Origin of the sequence: Lysinibacillus sp. NPDC097279 (assembly GCF_044761745.1) — a bacterium.
Classification (GTDB): domain Bacteria; phylum Bacillota; class Bacilli; order Bacillales_A; family Planococcaceae; genus Lysinibacillus.
In genome coordinates, this window is sequence record NZ_JBIWDA010000002.1 from 687,158 (window position 1) to 708,745 (window position 21,588).

Annotated in this window: 19 protein-coding genes and 1 pseudogene; 4 read left to right on the forward strand and 16 right to left on the reverse strand. The window is 34.8% G+C overall.

Annotation, left to right across the window (positions count from 1 at the left end; translation table 11 throughout):
- Positions 1-4 precede the first annotated feature (4 nt).
- On the reverse strand, positions 5-409 hold the full coding sequence (locus tag ACIQ1H_RS13480; protein WP_402889417.1) for a DUF3021 domain-containing protein: 405 nt from the start codon (positions 407-409) through the stop codon (positions 5-7).
- 1 nt (position 410) lies between these two features.
- Positions 411-860, reverse strand: coding sequence for a LytTR family DNA-binding domain-containing protein (locus tag ACIQ1H_RS13485; RefSeq protein WP_337981699.1), 450 nt, complete (start codon positions 858-860; stop codon positions 411-413).
- A gap of 295 nt (positions 861-1,155) precedes the next feature.
- Between ACIQ1H_RS13485 and ACIQ1H_RS13490 the strand changes: the two genes are divergently transcribed.
- Positions 1,156-2,184, forward strand: a complete 1,029-nt coding sequence (locus ACIQ1H_RS13490; RefSeq protein WP_402889419.1) for an AbrB family transcriptional regulator — start codon at positions 1,156-1,158, stop codon at positions 2,182-2,184.
- A gap of 46 nt (positions 2,185-2,230) precedes the next feature.
- Here ACIQ1H_RS13490 and ACIQ1H_RS13495 read toward each other — a convergent pair whose 3' ends face one another.
- Positions 2,231-3,925 (reverse strand): methyl-accepting chemotaxis protein, encoded by a 1,695-nt coding sequence (locus tag ACIQ1H_RS13495; protein WP_402889421.1) that lies wholly within the window; start codon positions 3,923-3,925, stop codon positions 2,231-2,233.
- A gap of 335 nt (positions 3,926-4,260) precedes the next feature.
- On the opposite strand from ACIQ1H_RS13495, the gene ACIQ1H_RS13500 reads away from it, so the two are divergent.
- From ACIQ1H_RS13500 to ACIQ1H_RS13510, 3 genes are all read left to right on the forward strand, one after another.
- Positions 4,261-4,401, forward strand: coding sequence for an RAxF-45 family protein (locus ACIQ1H_RS13500; RefSeq protein ID WP_402889423.1), 141 nt, complete (start codon positions 4,261-4,263; stop codon positions 4,399-4,401).
- A gap of 105 nt (positions 4,402-4,506) precedes the next feature.
- On the forward strand, positions 4,507-6,306 hold the full coding sequence (abc-f, locus tag ACIQ1H_RS13505) for a ribosomal protection-like ABC-F family protein (RefSeq protein WP_402889425.1): 1,800 nt from the start codon (positions 4,507-4,509) through the stop codon (positions 6,304-6,306).
- A 579-nt stretch (positions 6,307-6,885) separates the two neighbouring features.
- Positions 6,886-7,620, forward strand: coding sequence for a hypothetical protein (locus tag ACIQ1H_RS13510; protein WP_402889426.1), 735 nt, complete (start codon positions 6,886-6,888; stop codon positions 7,618-7,620).
- A gap of 98 nt (positions 7,621-7,718) precedes the next feature.
- Here the strand turns inward: ACIQ1H_RS13510 and ACIQ1H_RS13515 are convergent, their stop codons facing one another.
- The 13 genes and pseudogenes from ACIQ1H_RS13515 to ACIQ1H_RS13575 form a co-directional block, all read right to left on the reverse strand.
- Positions 7,719-8,099, reverse strand: coding sequence for a hypothetical protein (locus ACIQ1H_RS13515; protein WP_173478422.1), 381 nt, complete (start codon positions 8,097-8,099; stop codon positions 7,719-7,721).
- A gap of 384 nt (positions 8,100-8,483) precedes the next feature.
- Positions 8,484-8,978, reverse strand: a pseudogene (locus tag ACIQ1H_RS13520) (peptidoglycan recognition protein family protein); the annotation flags it as partial.
- Positions 8,962-9,258, reverse strand: a complete 297-nt coding sequence (locus ACIQ1H_RS13525) for a phage holin (RefSeq protein WP_402889428.1) — start codon at positions 9,256-9,258, stop codon at positions 8,962-8,964. The pseudogene ACIQ1H_RS13520 and the gene ACIQ1H_RS13525, both read right to left, overlap by 17 nt.
- Before the next feature lie 18 nt (positions 9,259-9,276).
- The gene (locus tag ACIQ1H_RS13530; RefSeq protein WP_402889430.1) at positions 9,277-9,690 is read right to left on the reverse strand and encodes a hypothetical protein; all 414 of its coding nucleotides are present in this window, start codon (positions 9,688-9,690) and stop codon (positions 9,277-9,279) included.
- A gap of 78 nt (positions 9,691-9,768) precedes the next feature.
- Positions 9,769-10,215 (reverse strand): hypothetical protein, encoded by a 447-nt coding sequence (locus ACIQ1H_RS13535; RefSeq protein WP_402889431.1) that lies wholly within the window; start codon positions 10,213-10,215, stop codon positions 9,769-9,771.
- A gap of 26 nt (positions 10,216-10,241) precedes the next feature.
- Complete coding sequence (locus ACIQ1H_RS13540) at positions 10,242-12,164, reverse strand: DNRLRE domain-containing protein (RefSeq protein ID WP_402889433.1); 1,923 nt, start codon at positions 12,162-12,164, stop codon at positions 10,242-10,244.
- A 31-nt stretch (positions 12,165-12,195) separates the two neighbouring features.
- Entirely contained in the window at positions 12,196-14,520 is a 2,325-nt protein-coding gene (locus ACIQ1H_RS13545; RefSeq protein WP_402889435.1) for a LamG domain-containing protein, read from the reverse strand.
- Between the two features lie 43 nt (positions 14,521-14,563).
- Entirely contained in the window at positions 14,564-15,478 is a 915-nt protein-coding gene (locus ACIQ1H_RS13550) for a LamG-like jellyroll fold domain-containing protein (RefSeq protein WP_402889437.1), read from the reverse strand.
- Between the two features lies 1 nt (position 15,479).
- Positions 15,480-16,697, reverse strand: coding sequence for a discoidin domain-containing protein (locus ACIQ1H_RS13555; protein ID WP_402889439.1), 1,218 nt, complete (start codon positions 16,695-16,697; stop codon positions 15,480-15,482).
- A gap of 47 nt (positions 16,698-16,744) precedes the next feature.
- Positions 16,745-17,944 carry a discoidin domain-containing protein gene (locus ACIQ1H_RS13560; protein ID WP_402889440.1) on the reverse strand — a complete coding sequence of 400 codons (1,200 nt, stop codon included), beginning with the start codon at positions 17,942-17,944 and terminating at the stop codon, positions 16,745-16,747.
- A 20-nt stretch (positions 17,945-17,964) separates the two neighbouring features.
- Positions 17,965-19,209 carry an SPRY domain-containing protein gene (locus ACIQ1H_RS13565; RefSeq protein WP_402889442.1) on the reverse strand — a complete coding sequence of 415 codons (1,245 nt, stop codon included), beginning with the start codon at positions 19,207-19,209 and terminating at the stop codon, positions 17,965-17,967.
- A 4-nt stretch (positions 19,210-19,213) separates the two neighbouring features.
- Positions 19,214-20,515, reverse strand: coding sequence for an SPRY domain-containing protein (locus ACIQ1H_RS13570; RefSeq protein WP_402889443.1), 1,302 nt, complete (start codon positions 20,513-20,515; stop codon positions 19,214-19,216).
- Positions 20,512-21,585 (reverse strand): discoidin/SUN/FTP domain-containing protein, encoded by a 1,074-nt coding sequence (locus ACIQ1H_RS13575; RefSeq protein WP_402889445.1) that lies wholly within the window; start codon positions 21,583-21,585, stop codon positions 20,512-20,514. Before ACIQ1H_RS13575 ends, ACIQ1H_RS13570 begins: the two co-directional genes overlap by 4 nt.
- Between the last annotated feature and the right edge of the window lie 3 nt (positions 21,586-21,588).

Genomic DNA, 21,588 nt, shown 5'->3' on the forward strand with positions numbered 1-21,588 from the left:
TTGTCTATTCCTTTCTTTTTTGGATTACATGATTGATTTCTTCAATTTCGCTTTTTTGTAATATATATAAAACGCACCAGACAATGAAGTAAATAATAAGCTCTGAAACGAGCACGTACATAATACCGCCATGTTCGAACCAACGACCAAAATAGCCTGCTATCATCACGCACAGCGTAACGGCAATAAAATGCACGACTAGCTGGACAGAAAATAATAAACGCTCTATTTCAAAGATAAGGGAGAGCGTACCAATTACAATCCCAAGTATGGTTGCAATGATTACTTGCTCGAGTAATTCAGGTCCTGTCACTATTGCATGATTAGAAACGATACTTAACGTCACTAAAATATAGGATGAGCTAAGTGAAAACAGTAGACCAATAATCATCATGCGTAATATTTTCATATTAAAAATCCCTCCCAATACCTAATTGCCGTTTTAAGTCTTTTAAATACTTCCGACTAACATGAATCGACACATCATTGTCTAACAGTAATTCCGTTGAGCCGATTTTGCCCATCTGAATAGAAGCAATTTTATTAATGTTGACAAGGGTCGATTTACTCACACGTGCAAAATCTTTTGCTAATTGCGCTTCGAGCTCATATAATTTGCGTTTTGATTCAAATTCTTGCTCCTCTGTTTGTAAAAAGACTTTAGCGCCTTCAGCATAAATGGAATAAATATCTGTAATTTTTAGTAAATGAATTTCTTGCTGTAAATAGCCGTCTAGCATTGTTGTTTGGGCTGCTTGCAACTGCTTCATTAATTTTTCAATGTTTTCGTTGTACTCCTTTGCATGTATATGGATTTCTGTTTCTTCTAGCGCGCTATTAATCATTAAATGAATTTTCATTGGAGGCCTCCTTTGGTAATCGTATTACCTCAACTCCCTAAAAGGAAAAGGCATTTATTTACTGAATCAGGTTAATATTAATGTAGCATAGAAATTTTTAGTTACGTTAAATTGTTTGATAAGAGGTTAAAATTAATGATTAACAGGTTAGTTTTGTATAATAACTGCTGTTTTTAAAATGCCTGAAAATTCATAATTGTTTTGGTGTCAGGCACTCGGTATGGAAGGGGGGAGGGTAGCAAATTGGTTCGGTTGAGGTCATAATAGAACTATCATTCTTGAGGGGTTGCTAGCAATGTTGACATTTTATAAGCAGATGTTCTTAACACTATGTATTGGGTTATTAGGAGCGCTGTTATTTCAATTATTACATATTCCGATGCCATGGTTGCTAGGCGCAATCACAGCTGTTCTATGCGTACAGCTATTTACAAAGATACAATTGCAATGGCATAAATATTTCCGAAATGTTGGGCTAATTGTGGCGGGATACTCCATTGGGTTTGCTTTCACTAAAGAGGCAGTACAGGATATTCAACAGTTTTTAGGCAGTATCATTGTTCTTAACTTAATCTTTATTTTGTTATTTTTTGCTATTAGTTTTTTAGTAGCAAAACGTACGGAATTAGATTATCCTACTGCACTAACGTGTTGTGTCCCTGGAGGAATGACACAAATTGTTGCCTTTGCTGAGGAGCAGGGAAATATGAATATGGCTGTCATTACGTTTTATCAGGTGTTACGAGTATTGCTAATTGTTGGCTTCGTACCATTACTGGTGACAGGCACTGGAGAAAATATCGTCACTGTGGATGGAACGCTCTCATTGCCATTATTCATTTTACTACTTATTTGTGGAGTGGCAGGGTGTCTTGCCCAAAAGGTGAGAATTCCAACTGGTTACATGCTAGGTCCCGTTTTTTTATTAATGGGCTTAAATATTACAGGGCTTGAAGTGCCTAAAATGCCCATATCATTTCTTCATCTCGCACAGCTCGTAATTGGTATTTATATCGGCCTGCTACTAAAAAAAGAAGATTTGCATTTATCAAAGAAACATGTATTTTACGCTTTTATTTCAGCGGGGCTTTTTATTGGCGCTGCATATGCATTATCCTTCATTATGAAAAATTTGTACGAGCTTGATTTTCGCACAGGCTTTTTAAGCATCGTACCTGGAGGGCTAGATCAGATGGGAATTATAGCTGCATCTGTTCATGCAAATGTGACCATAGTGACGGCATTTCAGCTATTCCGTGTATTAATTGTGTCCATTTTCCTCGTACCGTTAGTGAAAATATTTGTGAAAAAAGCGAAGACGTAAAAAAAGATTGCTCATACGGATTTACCGATGAACAATCTTGCGTTCCTTAATATTTGAACTGATGAATTAAATTTTGCAGCGTTTCTGCATTTTTAGTAAGGGTTGTTGCCGCATTATTAATATCCTCCATCGAGTAGAGGTTTGTTTCAGCAATCTGTGAAACGACTTTTGACTGCTCTCGTGCATCGACAGCTATTTCTGCCATAATTTGGGTAGATGCATTGGCCTGTTCAATACGAGCATATAACTCTTCAGCAATGCCTGAAACTTCTTGAATTTTATTTGTGACAACAGCCACTTTAGTTGTAATGTTTTCAAAGGCAAGATTTGTTGTACGAACAATATCTACGCTTGAAGCGGCTTCCTTTTCGCTTTGTTCCATATGCGCACTCGCTTCTTGAGCTAGCTGCTGCATCGTATGAATGGTCTCGGTAATTTGCGCAGCAGATGTTTTAGATTGCTCAGCTAATTTACGAACTTCCTCCGCTACAACGGCAAATCCCTTACCATGTTCTCCTGCACGTGCAGCTTCAATGGATGCATTTAAAGCTAGTAAGTTTGTTTGGTCAGCTATTGCATGGATGACCTCGACAATATTACCAATAGTATTTGCATGTGCATCAAGGGCAACGATTGACTTAGCACTTTCTAACACCGCTTCTGTCATTGCCTGCATTTGTGCTTGCATAGCTTGTGCCGTATTCTCACCATGTTTCGCCGTATCAAAAGCTTCTGTCGCATGCGATGAAACTTCCATATTGGTTTCTGTTACATGTTGAATACCTCCAGCAATATCATGCATAGCTTCAGCATTTTCATTGGCACTTTGTTTTTGCGTACTTGCGCCACTTGCTAATTCTTGCATATTCGCTGTTAGTTGTTCAGTCGTTCTTGTTGTAGAGCCTGCTGTAGCAGAAAGCTCAGCGGATGAAGCAGAAACTTGATTAGCTGTTTCATCTACTTGTTTCATCATTTTTCGTAGCGTTTCAAGCATGGCATTGAAAGATTTTGCAAGATCGCCAATTTCGTCTTTTGTGTTTACAACGAGTTGTTGTGTCAAGTCCCCTTCGCCAGCAGAGATAGTTTCAAGCTGGGTATTCAAGCGTTTTAAAGGTTTTACAATATTGCGCACAAGTAATGTTCCTGCAATTACAGCAATAATGGCAGCTAAAAAGGCTACTATCCCCATTTTGATAATCATTTTTTGTGCTACCGCATTAATTTCGGAGGAGGGAACTCCAGCGAAAATCATACCAATAGTTTCTCCATTAGCATTTTTTATCGGTCCATATTGAGTGAAATAAGGTTTTCCGACTACATCAGCTGTTCCACTATATATGTTTCCTTCGGTAATAACAGCTTCTGTTACTTTCGGATCAGCAGTTGTGCCGATTGCACGCTGCCCATCTACCATAATATTTGTATTAACCCGTGTATCATTCGCAAAAATGGTAATAGCTGCTTCGGATAACTCTCCTAATTTATCGATTAATGCAGTTTCGTCAGCTATTTTTGCGTCTCCTTTGTAAAGTTCTCCATTTTCCAAATGCCATTCACCTGGTAAGGTTTGCTCCAAATTGTAGACGCTTAAATCGTAAATTTGAGTAAGACGTGTATTATTTTCTGATTCAAGGGTTGTTTTCATTTCACTAATATTTACGATTCCAACAGCAATTAAAACAAATAAAATAATCGTCACAATTAGCAAGCTCATTTTCGTTTGCATACGTAAGTTTTTCATAGATCCCTCCACATTTTAATCCACATAAATAGACAGCAAGTGATTGTAAAATACTTGCTGTTTTGTATATGTTTAAGGAAAACATTTCTATTTTTATTAGTATATAATTACTTACGCTTTTTGTATATTTCTAAATTAAATATAATTAGTGAATTTTAAGTAGCACTTTTTAAGGAATTTTTACTAAAAGAGTTGATGTTCAAGTTCTTTTTTGTATTCGAATGACCTATTTGAAAAATCACTTCCTACTCCAATAATTGGAGTAAATTATACATTCCTAAATTCTATGAAATATGGTATGATGTCTCTAATTATAAGAACGGAGGTGAAAAGGAATGAATCAAAACGCTACGAGAACAGGTGTAAAAGTGGATACTGCTATGTATTTTGCACGTGTTCAAACTTTCGATTTTGCCAACAACGGGATAGGTCTGTCTATTTTTAAGCAAAATCAAATATTATACGTAGCGGATTAGCCATTCTTTTTCACAAATAATGAAGGAAAAGACTGCTTGTTAATCGAGCGGTCTTTTTTTGTTGTCTAAAGATGTTTTTTCGCACGTTTTATGGAGGAAAAAACAATGCAAATGAAGGCTGAACAAATTCAAAAGGTAATTGGTGGAAATGTATTATTCGAAGGGCTTCAACTGGAAGTTAATAAAGGGGAACATGTAGCGATTGTCGGTGTAAATGGTAGTGGTAAAACGACTTTACTGCACTTATTAGCGGGTATAGATGTGCCGGATAGTGGTCGTATTATTAAAAGTAAGGGAACAACAATTGGCTACTTACATCAAATTCCGGATTACCCTTTACTTACAGTAAAAGAAGTGCTGGAGCAAGCATTTGCTGACCTATTTGCGTTAAAAGCAAAAATGGACACATTGGAACTGGAAATGCAAATAAACGTTTCGGACAAAGTTTTACAACAATATGGGCATGTTCAAGAACAATTTTTGCTGCTGGGAGGCTATGAAATGGATGCTCAACTAGCGACCATTGCAAATGGACTTGGCATTACGCCATTACTTCCATTACCCTTTGCAAGTATAAGCGGAGGGGAAAAAACAAAGGTTATGCTAGGTCAAATTCTACTAAGTAACCCCTCTATTTTATTATTAGATGAACCGACAAATCATTTAGATATGCAGGCAATAGAGTGGCTTGAAAATTATATTCGATATTTTGATGGCATAGTCATAACTTTATCGCACGATCGTCAGTTTATGAATCAAATGGCGCAAAAAATTATCGAAATTGAGGATGGAGAAGCATTTACGTACAAGGGGAATTATGATGATTTTATTGCGCAAAAAGAAGCAAAAGTTGAACAGCAATTTGCTGAATATGAAGAACAGCAAAAGAAAATTAAAAAAATGCAAGAGGCGATTAAACGTTTAAGACAGTGGGCAAATGAAGCGAATCCACCGAATGCTGCATTGTTTCGTCGTGCTAAAAGTATGGAAAAGGCATTAAACCGCATAGCACGTGTTAAAAAGCCAATCACGAAAAAGAAAATGAATTTAGCTTTAACGATGGCTGAACGTAGTGGCAAGGAAGTCGTACAAATGCAAGCGTTAAGTCATGCTTTTGACAAGCCATTATTAGAGGATAGTCAATTATCGGTCTATTTTGGCGAACGTTTGGCGATTGTAGGCAATAACGGAAGTGGTAAATCAACATTGTTAAAAATAATATTAGGTGAAATTGTACCCAATGAAGGGACTTGTAAAGTAGGTAATAGTGTAACAATTGGTTATTTGTCGCAACAATTCGAACATCAAAACCCAACAACTCGTTTAATTGATGCCTTTCGAGAGTCTGTAGCAGTATCTGAGGCAGAAGCACGTCATATGCTTGCACAATTTTTATTTTATGGATACGACGTTTTTAAGAAAGTGAAGGACTTAAGTGGTGGAGAAAAGATGCGTCTACGTCTAGCGCAACTAATGCACGAAGAGATTAATTTACTCATATTAGATGAACCGACGAACCATTTAGATATTGAGGCAAGAGAAGTATTAGAAGAAACACTCGAATCTTTTGAAGGGACAATAATTGGTGTATCCCATGACCGTTATTTCTTACAAAAAATCTTTACAAAAATTGCATGGATTGACCGTAATACGATTCATGTATATGAAGGCGATTATGAATGGGCGAAGACAAAACATATACTTGTAGAACAAGTTCCAACTGTAGAGAAAACCACAAAGTCGATTGTACAAAGTCATAAAGATCTCTCAATCGAAGAACAAATTGAAAAACTAGAGTGTAAATTAACAGAATCGACTCTCGTTAAGGAACAACGTCAAAAACTAGAGCAACAACTAGAAACACTATATGAGAAGTGGCTGCAAGGGGAATCGGACCATGCATGAATGCTACTGTTGTTTAAAAAAAAGCGAAGAAGGCAATTGTAATGTTAAAACTGGTTGAATATTATAGGGTTTCCACACTATTTTGCACATTTTTTTCACTGTGGGGGAACGAGTGCTTGAGGCATCATTCTTCGAGGGGTATGCGAGCTAAAAAAGTGAAAACCTTTCAAATTAAGTAAGATGAAAGATTAAAGCCTTTTGTAATATATTGGACAAATGAATGGTCACTCAAAAACTTCCCAAAACCGATATCCTTAAAGATTAGATTAGTGATAAAATGAACCTATTAGACGTCGAGTTTTAGAATGTGCACAAATGTGCACATAGAAAGATTTTACGTCATGTCATTGTACAGGAAGTCCACCATATCGGTCAGCTATCTATTTGGGCACGAGCGATGAGAGCATAGGGGTAAGGGGTAATTTTTTATGGGGATATGAATCATCATCTATATTTATTCAAGAAAAATAAACATTTGTAAAAAAAGTTTTGAATCTTAAAAGTATATTACTTGAAAAAATGTGGTATTCGATTTATTGTCTTTAGAGATACTTGTTTAATGGACTTGGAGGATATGAAATGCACGGAATTTATATACGCTACAATGTCTCAGAAAAAAACCAAGAAGCAACATGGCCACGAAAAGTGGATGCATTTGCATATGTTCAACGAGGGAAGCCACAACAAGGGAATGACAACATGCTTTCGATGGAAGAGCTAAGAAGTCATGCGATTCGATATATTAAAAGCTTAAAAGAAAATGCGAATTTACATTTAGTTGAACAACATAATGGTGAAATTGAGCATTTCGGTCGACGATATATGGAATCACTAAAAGTTAAGGAAAATATCGATTCACAGCTAATTAATCTCGAGGAAATTCGCTTACTATTGCAATTAATGAACGTATTGAACTTATCGCATAGTTTTGGCGAAAATGCGGGGAAAATACTTCGTCAAATTACGCCCTATGCTAAAGATGTAGAGAATTCAACATTCCATACTACACGTGTAGAACGTCATTTTTACTCAGAGATAATTGAACAAATTGAAGTGGTGTACGCGCGCATTTTGCGCCAACACAATCCGTCCACGACAGAAATGCAGCAATCGGAAAAGTTATGGACTACAGTTTGTGAGCAAGCAATTGACAAGGTAGAGGCACGCATTGAACGCTTATCTTCTATTAAGTTAAAGCATGAAAAAAATTTATTGGAATATAGTCAGTTGAAGCAACAAAATATCCAGGCAAAGGAACGCTTAGATAACGCTGTTCTGGAACTAGATGCTATATTAAATGTATTAGAATCTTAATCGAATATGTTGTTTAATGTGATATGACTAATATCCATAAGCATAAAGATAAAAGCATGTCGCCAATTGTGTTTAAAACCCAATCGGCTGACATGCTTTTATTTTACGTTATTTTTTTCTGCTTCTTCACGTTTCCATTGACGATAAACACGTAGCAAATCAAAGCCAAGTACTATCACAATAAGGTAGAAAATAGGGCTATTATAGGATAGACCAATTTCTGATTCCCCACCTAATAATGTGAGCACAATCCAAAGGCCGATTGTATAGAGCGTTAATCCAGCATACGCCTTTTTGGATATCTTTTTATATGTACCTTTTGAAGTCATCATTTGTATACATACAAGCACGATTAATATGACAAGGATAATTTTCTTCGACAATAGCTCAGCTAGCGTCGTGGCAGGGAAAAAATCATTGACAAACAGTAAAGTGAAAAATAAGAAAATACAAACATTTAAAACGGTGGATAGCTTCATGCAATATCTCCTTTGATGCCTTTAATCTTTTCTATTGTAACATGGTTTGAATATGCACAGTTGTTTATTCAGTGTTCAGCCAATGAAAGTGAAAAAACTCTAACTATTCTATAGAGAACAGTTAGAGAAAATAATATAGATCTATTTTTGATTATTTAATCTATAAAGAACTGTAGAAAATTGCTCTCTTGTAAGAGGTTTTTGTGGGTTTTGCCCATTTAATAAACCCTGTTCTTGAGCCCATGCCCATCCTTTTTCGTGAGATTTGTTTACAGGTCGATCTACTATTCCTAACATTGTATTAATGAATGCTAATTGTTGGAATATTGTTTGACAGTCAGCTTTTAATTCTTCATATTGTGACATGGTGAAGCCCCCTTTATTGCCATTCAATTTATCCAGTTCTTTTTGAACTCTATTTAAGAACGATGCCCATCTTCCTTCATCAAGAATACGATGCGGACAATATTTACCACTCCAATCTTGATGTTTTTTTACTCTATCAATTTTCCATTCACGTTCATGTAAAAGCTGTGCTATTAATTGAATAGCTAATATTTCAGCATTTACATAACGTTCACCTCCAGATTTCGAATAGCAAATTTCAATACCAATTGATTGCATGTTTCCATGCCCTTTACCATCTCCGCAATGCCATCCATTTCGGTTTAAAGGCAATCCTTGAATTACTACCTGATCATCTACTGCAAAATGATAGGATACCTGATGGTTATTGTTAACCATATAATTGATTTCGTTTGCGGCTGATGCATCATTCGCTGTATTATGTATCGTTAAATATTGAGCATCCATAGTATATGGACATTTAAGATTATATTTTGAGGGTGTTACTAAAAGTTGTTTAATATTTATTGTCATTAAAATCATCTCTTTTCGGCTTTACATATGCCAATGCTCTTTGAGAGTCACTGAGATTGGCCGTTGTAGGATCTAAAACGGCGTTATAGATACTAACGCCCATTAAAGCTAGTACGTAGGGATTAGAAAGCGCGTTAGCCATTAATGTCCATACACTTCCCCAAGTGGTCAAATCAGCTCCAGTGATGCCATAATAGGCGAATAAAGGGGTAATAATTGATAATCCAAATGTAATCCAAAATTGAGGATTACAAATACGGACTTTCCAATTGATTTTCATGGTATACCATTCCTTTCTTTATAAACCTAGCCACTTAATAATTTCTGCACCTATAATTGTAAGTGGGATAAGTATCCACCAATGTAGATATTGTTTGATTGTGTCACTAATTGAAAGGTTATCCTTTGCAGATTCATATTTTAAGTCTTCTTCAATGCTATCTACTCGTTTAGCAATACCTTTTACATCATCTTGCAGCTCTACTTGTGACATGTTGAGTTTAGTTAGATTAATATTGATGTTATTGAAGGTTTTATCCATTCGATTTAATTGAATTTGTTGGTATTTATTCATTTCTTGTTGCTGTTCTGAAACGACTGTTAAACGTTGTAATAATTCATGATTACCTTCTAATTTTGAAATTCGTTTTTCATGATTCTTCATTTCTACTTCTACAGAAGCCAATCGTTCCCCATGTTTTTCGCTTTGCACATTCATCACCAACTTTAAAAAATTATAAAAGGATAGAGTGGATTGTATGTCCACAACTATCCTAAAAGAATGCTTCAATTAATTTTCAAGTAATTGTATGTCCTCGAAAATTTCACAAAACCTATTATATAAAGTTGCTCTTTTACCAGTGAACTCTAAATCTAAATTCAAAAGTATTTCTTGTAAAACCTGTAGCATTTCAATTTTATCTGCAGTTTCGTCAATAATAAAATCTTCCTGAAGTAACGTTGAAATTTGGCTTTGCACTTCTTTTTCAGCCTCTGTACTAAAGATAGGAACTTCAATTTCTTTTTCATCTATAAATTCCTTGGTATATAAAATTTCCTCATTTTCATCTTTTTCGGCATAATCAGCAACTAATTGCTGTCTTTCTTGATTTACAAGATTTAGCTGATCTTCTAATAGTTTGAGAAAGCGCGTGCGCATTCGTGACTCTTTCCCTTTTAAAATGAGGTTAAATAGAAAAGCATATAATTCACTAATTTCGTAATTTTTAATAATCATAGTTCTTTCTCCTTTTTCTCCATTGTTTACATAATAAATGCATAGCCTGAAACGCCGCCATTTACCCTAATGACAGTATAAATATTGTATACAGTTAATATTCTAGGTTTAATTGTCGTTAAAATATCTGATTCATCCCAAGTTGGAATTGTAATTTGAGTAGAGATAGATGGCTTTGATACAGATATTTCTGTGTCTGTTTGACTAACAGCTTTAATATCAATATCTGTAGGTAATTGGCTGACTTTACGAGCTATAATCTCAGTATTAATTTCATTTACGTAAGAGACAAAAATTTCTGCATTTGAATCAAAATCTTTTTGTACTCTAATAGTAATACAAGCTTCAACTTCAGGCTTAGATACAACAATCTCAGTTGTAAGATCACTAATAATATTGGGTTCAATTTCAACCCAAATATCGTCTCGATGTTTTACCACGATTTCCGCTTCAATCTTTGGTTTAGAAACAGCAATTTTTGTATATAAATTGTGGTCTTTAAGAGCTCGAGAAGAAATTTTTGTAGGTATTGTATCTTTACTTAGAAGAATCTCTGTATGTACATTACTTGAAAAAATAGTATTAATATCAATTTCAGTTATCATATCGCTATCCCTATGTGTAGGAATAATGATTTCAGCTTCTATGAAAGGTTTATTAATAACTAATTCTGTATCATGCTCGTCATCTTTTATTCGGGATGCTATTATTTCAATTGGGATGCTTGGTTTATTAATTGTTATATCCGACCAAATGGTACAATCTTTTGAGACTTTAACGCTAACCTCAGTCAAAATGTTACTTTCATCTGGAATTGCTACCACTAGTTCAGCAGGAATAGATGGTTTATTAACTTTGATTTCTACGAAAATATCTTCATCGAGAGGCACTTCAACGCGATGAACAAAGAGATATGTTGGATGCTCAGAATTATCAAATGTTGAACCAACGGTGATTTCTGTGTCTTTATCTGAAGGCAGGGACTTATAAACAAAGATTTCAGTAATGTGCTGACTTCTGCCAAAACTAAATATTGTAGAGTCAAAATACTCTACTACTAGCTCAGGAGGTAACTGTGATTCTCTTGTAAGGAAGGTCACATATCCATCGGTAATTTCATTCGAGACACGAATGATAAAACCATTATTCACTTGATGAAGCGCAACCCAGCTTTTTACGATATCGAAAACATTGAATTCTAAGTAGCCTGCTTGTTCATTGATAGTGAATTCATTTGTAATTAACTGAATAGGTGTAGGGCGATTTAAGTGCGTAATACTATATTCAGACCATTTACTACCAGCATTTAAAAGCTCAAGCGTAATTCCTTTAGGAATACTACCACTGTAGTACAGCCTTACATATGCACTTGTTAAAACATATGATGGATTGATTGAAGTCACATCAAATTGTATAAATGATCGCCAAATGTCATCACGACTTTGGCCTGCCAACATAGATTTATACTCACCATAGTTAATAGTTTGATATTCTGTTTTTTCACGTGTAAAAGCGTCTTGAGTAGGGTTGAAAATATCTTTAATAATTGGCGGTTGTTGAACTTCATAGATGGCAGACATTCTATTATGTGGTGGAACTTCAATTTCAGCTAAAAGGTTGTTATATCCAATTGGTTGAATCTCAGTTAGCACTTCAGCATTACCCCGGTACATAATGTTGATGTGTATTTCCTTCGAAGTTTCATTATAGGCACGAGGGATAATTTCCGTATCAACATCTGCATTTTTTTCAGGTCTTGAAATAATTTCTGTATGAATATCAGCGTTATCAACCGCAATTAAACTATACTTTGCCTTAAAACTATTACTAAGGTTAGGAGCAGGTTCAGTTCCTAACAAATGACCATGCAAGCTTCCGTTAACGATTTCATCGGTTTTTGGATGTAGTGGAGGCTCCTTAACTATTTCATTATTATTGTCCTCATTCATATTTTCACTTCCTTATCACATTGTATTGTGATTAGGCTTTATCTGCTCTCACGATAATGTCAAACGATCCATTTGCGTCAGGCGTTGAACCTAATTTTGTTTTTAACCGAATAAAGAAGGGCATTTCAGCATTATTTGCAAGCACACCACTCAGCTTTAAATCTGAATGAGGTATAAAAGGTGACTGACTTTGACTGAATTCAACTGTCATTTCGGTTGGGAAATTAGCTGTATTTGCATACAAGTGAACATTTTTAACATCATAGCCGTATTGATTTTTTAGGATTACCTCGTGCTCGATTGTCGTTTGGCCAGCTATAATGACTCCAAAATCAAGATACTTTAATACGTCTCCTATTTCATTAGAAAAGTATTCTCCATAGACATCTTTAAACATAAGTCCAGAGTACGTACCCATAAAGTTTGTTGACCAATAATCTGTAGTACCAAAGTAGTCTTTAAACTCAACTTTTAAAGTATTCCAATCGTCAATTTTAATGTCCTTACTTCGGATTACTAATTCAATGTTTTGTGGAGATTCACCTAGCTTAGTAAAGCTACCATCAGAAGGGTAGAAGTTGCGGTTGTTCAGCAATACCCGATATTGTACCCGTGTTAAATCATCATCACTTAACACACCTTTAAGAACATTTCCGTTGAAAGCAATATCTATTTTTGCTGTTGTATTTAAAATATATAAACTTGTGTCCTGAATTGCTGCTGTATGGCGAGGAAGGTAATCTTCATATGAAACATTTTCAACAACAGAAACGATCGTATCACGAGGATTGTCTTTTAAGAAAATCCCAATGTTTAAGTGCTGCTCATTCCATGTCCGCCATTCTGTGTCAGTAATGTTATTTAAGTCTGTATGTTTCATGCCATTTGCAATAATAGCTTCTTCACTAGAAGCATCTGCAATAATAAACTTTTTGAGTATACTATCCCATACATACCACTTTGTAGTGTCTGTACCAGAAACAAAATAACGAGCTTCATCCCGATAGGATTGAGATATATCATTAACGAGAACATCATCCAAAGCACCATAAATTCGCTTCGGGTTGACCAGCTTAATGAACTGAGGTTTAGGTATAGCTTGCATTTCAAGCACTCTCTGTGCAGTCTCAGGTGCTTCATCAGTCCACGTCACAACTTCGAAATCGCCTTCTAATTCATCGAGAGGGGAGTAGTTTGCTTCTAAAATTAAGTCAGCATTTGTAACCTCTGTATCGTCTGTGTAGTAAAGCACCTCGACACTATCACCGAATTCATCATAAATGTCGAATGGTTCGGTAGTTGTTGAAACGACAATATCATCTGTTGATTCTGTGTATATAAGAATCTCTGGAAATTCACCGATATAGTCGTAAACACTATAAGGCTCAACACCTGTTTCTACAGCGATTTTAGTAGTGTCTGAATCAGTGTAGTAAATTGCTTGAGCTGTATCACCTAGTAAATCTTGTACTTTGAAACTCTCTTTGTTTAACACAACAGATGTAAATTGTTTTTCTTCGAAATCAGACCACATAATCACTGATTTATTACCTGAAAGTTCCTTCCATTGAGATTCTGAAATATGGTTTAGATTGTTCATACCATATTGGATGAAGTTTTCTTCTGTTGGTGTAGTTAACTTCCATGAAGTACCATCATGATATTTATAATCAGAATTGTGTTCAACAAAATATTTATCAGGAATAGGGGAGATTACTCTATCATAGATTTCAATTGAATCTAACTCACCTTTAAAAAAACTCTCTGCTCTATCTGAGGCTCTGCCAATAGTAAGAGGGTCTGCTCCTACAAATGAATTTGCTACCGTTGCTGTTGTTGTTGCGCTAGGTGTAAGCATATTGTCCACATAAATCTTCGCTTGGTTAGGTTGTGTCGTGCCATCCCAAGTAAAGAGTATGTCATGCCACTTCCCATCACAAATATCTACTGTGGAGAATATTCTAAAGTTATAGCTACCATCTACACCTAAACACCCTGCAAAACACAATGTTCCGTTAGATTCTACCCAACTTCTAACCCCTCTTTGTGCTGTAGCGTATACGTTAGAAACTAGACCTTCATTAATTTCTGTACTAGTTGGCTTGCTATCTTTTTTAATTTTAAGCCTTATAGATATAGCGCCTAAAGGAAGTGTAGGGCTACTAAACTGAGCATATTGACTTGTGCCATTAAAACTCATTGCATTTCCATTACCATTCCAACCTGTTACACGAGTAGGAGTGTTATATATAGTGCATGTATACCCACCGATAGAATCCATAGCATTTCCATTAATTTCATCAAAACTAATAAATGTTTTACCATATTTACTTAAATTATCTTTACTATTAGCCATTGTATTGACCTCCAATATTTTTCCGTATTAAAAGGACAACCAATTAATAGTTGTCCTCAATCATTGTGGTTTTAAAATCAGAACTAATAGGAATTGTAAACAATCTGCCTTTTCCTAGTGGGGTTCTGTTAATTGTCAGAATCTCATATTCAGTTGTAGTTTTAGTGAAATCAATTGGTGGTCTATCAACTGCTGAGTCAATTTCTTTTATCACTCCACCTTGAGCTAACAACATGTATTCTACTGTGTTGGGAATCTCTTTCACACGAGTTGATGTGGGGGTGAACACAAGATTTTTATTGTCTGTTGTCTTTACCACTAAACGTTTTTGAGTGAAGTCAGAGGGAGATAAGGCTTTGTTGAAGATTTGTAAGTCATCAATTTGACCATTAAAGTCATATAGGGCAGATGTATTATATCTAGCTAAATATAACCCATAAGTTTGAGAAGTGAAGGTTTCTGTGTAGTTAGAATACACAGCGTTTTGAACATCATCTAAGTATAGCGTTAGAATTTTATCTTCTATTGTTATATAAACTTCGTGCCAAAGAGTATCTTTAATAGAGGTTAGAAAAGGAAATGAGACAGAAACGCCATTATGGACAACATAAAATGTTGGTATGTCGTTTAGTAATGCCAAGTAAAACCCATTGTTGCCAGTCGAAGTGCCAGTAGTTGAAAAAACAACATTATTGACCATTATAGCAGTTGTGTTTTTCTTGAATTTAAACCTAATAGTTTTTTCCCTTAGGGGTATAATAGGAGCGTTGAAAAGAACATACTGTCCACCACTAAAGTTTAGGGCTTGACCTTCGCCATCCCAACCTTGCATTCTAGAAGCTCCTGTCACTGCACCAATATATCCATTATTTAACTTATCAATAACATTGCCACTAGACTCATCGAATCCAAACCATGCGACACCATATTGCACCATTAATTGCTCTGTTGTTGCCAAATTAGTTCACCTCTCTTTTATAGCCTAATTTAATTTTACCTATAGATACATAGGGAGCTCCAAACGATTCTTCTACATTAATGCGAAATGCTCTATAATTTTTATCTTCATTTAAAAAGAACACCTTTTCTGTATTATAAACCCATTCTGAAAGTGTGATTTCATTTAAGATAGTTTCGAAATCTGTTCCATTAGTTGATGCACTAATAGAAAATCTTTTTGGGGAAGTCGTGCTATTAGGTTCATTCCATGTGGTAATACTAATCATGTTGACTTTTTTAATCTCGTTAAAATCTAGTTGAACATAGGCTTTAGGTTTATTACTAGTCCATGAATCTGACCAATCAAAATTTGTTCCATTGAAAGGTTTGTAATAATCATAATTAGAATTAAAAAGACTACTACCACTTGCTACCAAGGGAGATGGAGCAGTATTAGAGGTCATGTTTGTATTGTACCAAGTAAAAATAGGTTCAAAATCCTCGTTCTCTCTAAGCTCTTTAATATTTAAAGTGTTAACTTTACCAATATCATGTGTGGATACTTTTCCACTCACATTAACAACAGGTGTATCATTAAAGTGTCTATGTTTAGTGAAAGGCACATCTAATTGAATCTCTTTACCTTGCTCAATACCATATAAAAGCATGTTTTTAATTGAAGGGTCAGGAAGGGGAATTAGAGTATTGTCTGATAGGGAATAATGTTCATTTGTTGTTGGATTTTTGATGATTAATTTATTATTTTCACCTTCTGAGCCAAACACCTTTAGCCTACCTAGTGTACTAACTGTTTGAGAATACCCATTGTTAGCATTAATCCTTAATCTAACATATTTACAATTCACAGCTTTGTTCAACAAGAATGTTTTTTCTTCTCCTTTGGAAGTCCAAACCACGCCTATCTGTATGTCAATAACAGTATAGCTAATTCCATCTTTTGAAACTTCTAGCACCCAATCTTTTAACATTGCTGTTAAGTCATTACCGTCAAAATTTCTGCTCGTAATAGAATACCCATCTATTTTACTGATTTTGTTAAACTTATACCCTAGATAATGAGGGTATGCTACTTGAGAAGAAACCCATGACTGACCTAGATTATCATTAAAAGCGTACCAAGCTGTATACGCTGTAGATAACACTCCACTAGAAAATGCTTGCCCATAGGGTGATGTGTCAGAAGTCATTATAGGGATTATATTGTTTAATGTACTCATTTAACCATTCCTTTTATCTAATTTATTTTTCAAATAAAAACTCAGTATCAGTTAAAACCGATGCTGAGTGGTTTTTTATCTAATTGTTTTTTCCATAGTCCATCTACTACATCTTCTGAAACAGTGTCTTGTAAAACGTAATCTTCATTGTATAGGGTAGCTGGAATTTCTATTTTGTTGACACCATATTTTACGAAATTACCCTGATTAACAACAGGGATTTTATTTAAGATTCCAATATTATTTGCAGAGTATAAAAGATTTGCCACTCCTATGTAGTTGGCAAAACCGTTATTATTGTAAATATACAATCTAAAGAAGCGATAATTGGACGCTCTAAAAGAATACACTCTTTTTTCGAATAATTTCCAATCTGTTTCACCACTGAATTTTTTTATTGTATTAAAATTAAACCCATCATTTGAACCTTGAATCTCAAAGTCTTTAGGGCTTGAGTTTGCATTAACACCCATGCCTGTTATTTCCAATTGATTCACTCTTGTCTTTTTACCGTAATCAATTTGAACCCACTGATTAGCTATGTTATTAAGTAAAGAAATCCAACAGTTATTGCTATCTGTAATAACACCATTGAAAGCAAGCCATGCAGGATAACTTGTGCTATAAATAGTACTAGCACTTGCAACAAATGGAGCAGGAACATTAGAGCCTGTCATTTTTGTTTCATATTTCATATGTTCTGAGTAAATAGTATGTATAAGGCTATTCGATTTCAATAATATATTACTGAAATAAGATAACTTTGGTGTTAATACTGTGTAAATTTGATTCACCAAATAGGTTGAAGTATTGTATTTTTCTTGAAATAGTATTTTATTTTTTGTATCTAATACGGTTATTTCAATTGAATTTTGTTTTCTATCTGTACCATCTGCACAATAGGGAATGAAATCAATTTTACTTATAGCAATAGGTCTATCAAAAGATATGCTTATTGTATCTGCTGAACTACTTAACCAATAATTCATGCTAGGATAGCTAGTAACTATTGATTTATCAGTATCGAAAGGAGAATCAACAAAATAATAAGTCCCCCAACTGTTCTTCGTGCTTACTGTACCTGTTAAATTTGTTCCTTGAATGTAGAAAGTATTTAAGGTTGTATTGGTTTTTGTCGTAAACTTTATTGGGTAAACATTACCATATGAATCATAGATTCTGATACCACCTATAGCATAATAACTGCTTGCTTTAGTGCATTTAAAAGATATTTCTGTAACTGTCATTTTGTCGCCTCTCTATATTGTTAATTGAAACTAATGCTAAGTGGTTTCTTATCTAACTGTTTTGTTGTTGCATCATACTGTTTAGTAACTTGCACAACATACTTCACTATGCTTATAGGTAGATTAAGACCTTCTAGCTTCGCTATTTGTCCATAATCAATAAAACTATTTGCTGATTTATTATTTAGATTTAATAGAGACAAGCCTTTGTAACCAAATACTAGCTCACCAATAGCAGAGTAAGCTGTATAATTCGCTTCTGTTATTTGAAGTCTATAGTATTGATAAGCTCTTAAATTACTAAACTCAAATATTCTAGTTTCATTTGCTTTCCAACCTGTTTGATTACTGATTACAGTTAGTTGATTCCAATTTAGACTATCATTAGAAGATAGTATTTTAAATTCTTTTGGTGCAGTGAGGTTACTATCTGAATAGTCTCTTGTAGTGAATGATATTTTGTTATATATTTTTCTAAAGCCAAAATTAACTTGAATCCAACCTAAAGGGCTTCCATTTGTAGTAAGCCATGAGTCACCTGAGCCACTATTTGTGCCATTAAAAGCCTTCCAACAAGCATAGGATGAATTGAAATCACCACTAGATGTTATTTCGAATGGTGACGGTGCTGTATATGAAGTCATGGCTAATGGTTCGAATGTGTTAGTATATTTAGTTGAGTATACCTTGTTGTTAGATTGAAGAAGGAATAAGTTTGCTGTAGTAATATTTCCATCGTAAGAATGTGTTCCAATAGGTAGGTCAGATGGGAGATATTTAAAAGGTGTTGCACCGAAATTTATAGTAGAAGTGCATCCACCACTACTTGAACCACTTGTTATAGAAGGATAAACAAGACCTAAGGATTTTATGTCTGTGTGAGAAATACCTTGTGATATACCATTTTTATAGAATTTTAAAATGCCATTATCTAAATCTAAGAACACACCAATCACATCATCTTTAGTGTATGAAGTTCCAAATTTTGTATTTTCAGGAACTTTGTTTGCGCCACTACTATATCTTCTTGCATTTTTATTAAGGTGAGTATCGCCAACACCTGCAAGGTCATTAGATATACCTACTTGAGAATATGTTATACTAGAAAATGATACTTCCCAATACCATTTCCCACTATCTCTACCTAGTGTTGCTCTAGTAGTGCTGTTTAAGTTAGGAACAAGGGCAGTTAGGTTGTCATTAGATAAAACAATACCACTACCTTTATTCAGAGGGTCTAGTGTTACTTTTACTTTGTTGCTCATTTATTTATTTCACCTCAACTTCAATACTTCTAATATCAAAATATCTCTTTAAGTTGATAGTTTTACTAAACACTTTTCCAACTTCATCCACACCTAAAATATCATTTCTTTCTGACATAACCATAGGTTCAAAGGTTGTTACTGTTCTAGTGAGAGGTGATAGACTTTCCATTCCATTCTTGGAGAATTGAGCAGCGTTAGGAAGTGTTATTGAAAAATCTGCCCAAAAAGGTTTTATGATAGGCGTAGGTTTTTGAATTAACTGAACATTTCCTAATGAAGCCCTACCGTTTCCTCCTGAGCTTCCATACGCATATATTCTGTAAAATCTATATGCTATATCGTTTGAGAACCTATATTTTTTTAAGGTAGCCGTCATAGGTTCTGTTGTGTCAAATAAATCAACAAAATCAACACCATTGTTTGAGCCTTGAAACTTATGTTTTGTTATATACGCTGTTCCCAGATAAGCTTTTGCTTCATATGAGGTAACTACTTTTTCATTCCCAAAACCAAAGTCAATAGTTATCCATTCAGGGTTAGTAGGTGTTGCTCCACTACTAGAAATCCAACCACTAGTGGGGCTAGTAGCAAGATAGCCATAGTTAGCGCCATCACTACTAGATTGTGTAATCGTGATACCATCTTGTGTAGGTTTGGTCATTGGTGCAATTAATTTTACCCCTCCATCAGAAGGTATTTTTTTATTGTATTTTTTGAAAATTCCGTTGTGTAAAATAAATGATTTACTTTCGTATGAAATAAATTGTGAATCATCATAACTTTTAACCCCTAAAGGTAAGTCATTTGAATTAGGTGGATATTTAAAAGGTGTTGCGCCAAAGTTAGCAGTAAAGCCACCATTACCTGTTGTAGTTCCACTTGATGCTATAATACAGAAATTCGAGAGTTTATTAATATTGTTATATGCTACTCCTAAGTTGACACCATTCTTATAGAATGTAAGCTCTCCATTATTAAAATCTACTAAGATTCCAATAATATCCCCAACCGCATAGGCGGGGGCGTAAGTAGTCGCCACACCACTGTTGTATTTTGCCCCATTGTAGTAGTAGAAAAAATAATTGGCGTTTGTACCTATCGCACTAGTCATAGGAAGGTCATTTGAACCTATACCTATGCAGTTATAATTTAATGCATCAACCTTAATCTCACAAAACCATACACCACTAGTTTTTGGATCAGTTGATTTAACTGAGCTTTGTTGAAGTATGTTATTAGCTGTTAAGTTTTCATTGCTGAGAGTTATAGTTGCGCCTTTTTCAATAGGATTCCATGTTGTCATTGTCTTTTCACATCCAATCTATCAATGCTTATCCACGGACTACGAGTTATCTGCTGTCTGTGAATACTACCTGCCTCTAACCATGTTGAATCATTATTCATGTTAAAAACGTAGTCTCTTTTTAGTGATAATGTTGACTCAGAAGGTTGATAGAAGTTTAATGCACCAATTCCAGTGTAGCTTGCATGGCCATTATTAGCAGTCCATTTTATTCTATATGACCTGTACTTTTTATTATTGAAGAACTCATATTCTTTGTCCGTATTGTTTGTAGACCAGGATTGATTTAATCTTTTGTCTAGTTCGATCCAAGTGCCATTAATACCATCAGTTGTATTTAAACTGCCTTCTATCATCCAATTTTTGGGCATAGAACTTAAGTAAGCTCCTGCCATACTTCTAACTTTGTATTTATTTATTCTAATTTTATTATTAAAATAGAATCCTAAAATACCTTCAATAACACCACTTTTTGTAACATAGCTTTCGGAGTTATCAATTCCACTAAATGCTTTCCAGGCTGCATATGTTGTACTATATATTGTTTCAGAGAACGCTAAACCTGTTTGTGATGATGTATTGGAAGTTAATTTTGGAATAACATAGTCCCCAACCATTTTTGAGTGTTCTTTAACGTATGGGTTAGCCTCAAAATCCCCCTTAGCAATAACAAATACATCCGACACAAAACCCGCAAATAAATCGATTCTTACTTGAATGTATTGTTTCATTTCAGACTGGATTGTTCCGTCCATTGCGATAGGTAACCAATCGGACCAGTGGACACTGTTATCTGAAACTCTTGTTAATACTGCAAAAGAACTTGAACCATTCATAGTATTTGTTGTAAATACTTTTTCGTAGCTGTTAAATATATCACCGAGATTGATTACATCTGAAGTCCAGCTGCCTTCTGCTGCATAGATTGGGTTTTCTGTACTATCCACATCGATTTGTGTTAATCGCAAATGTCCAGTTGTCTTGTCTATTTCAGTATTTTTATAAGTTCCAGATACACCGAGGGCTAGACCTATTTCTTTTTTCTCTAAATTACCGCCTATTAAAGACATGAG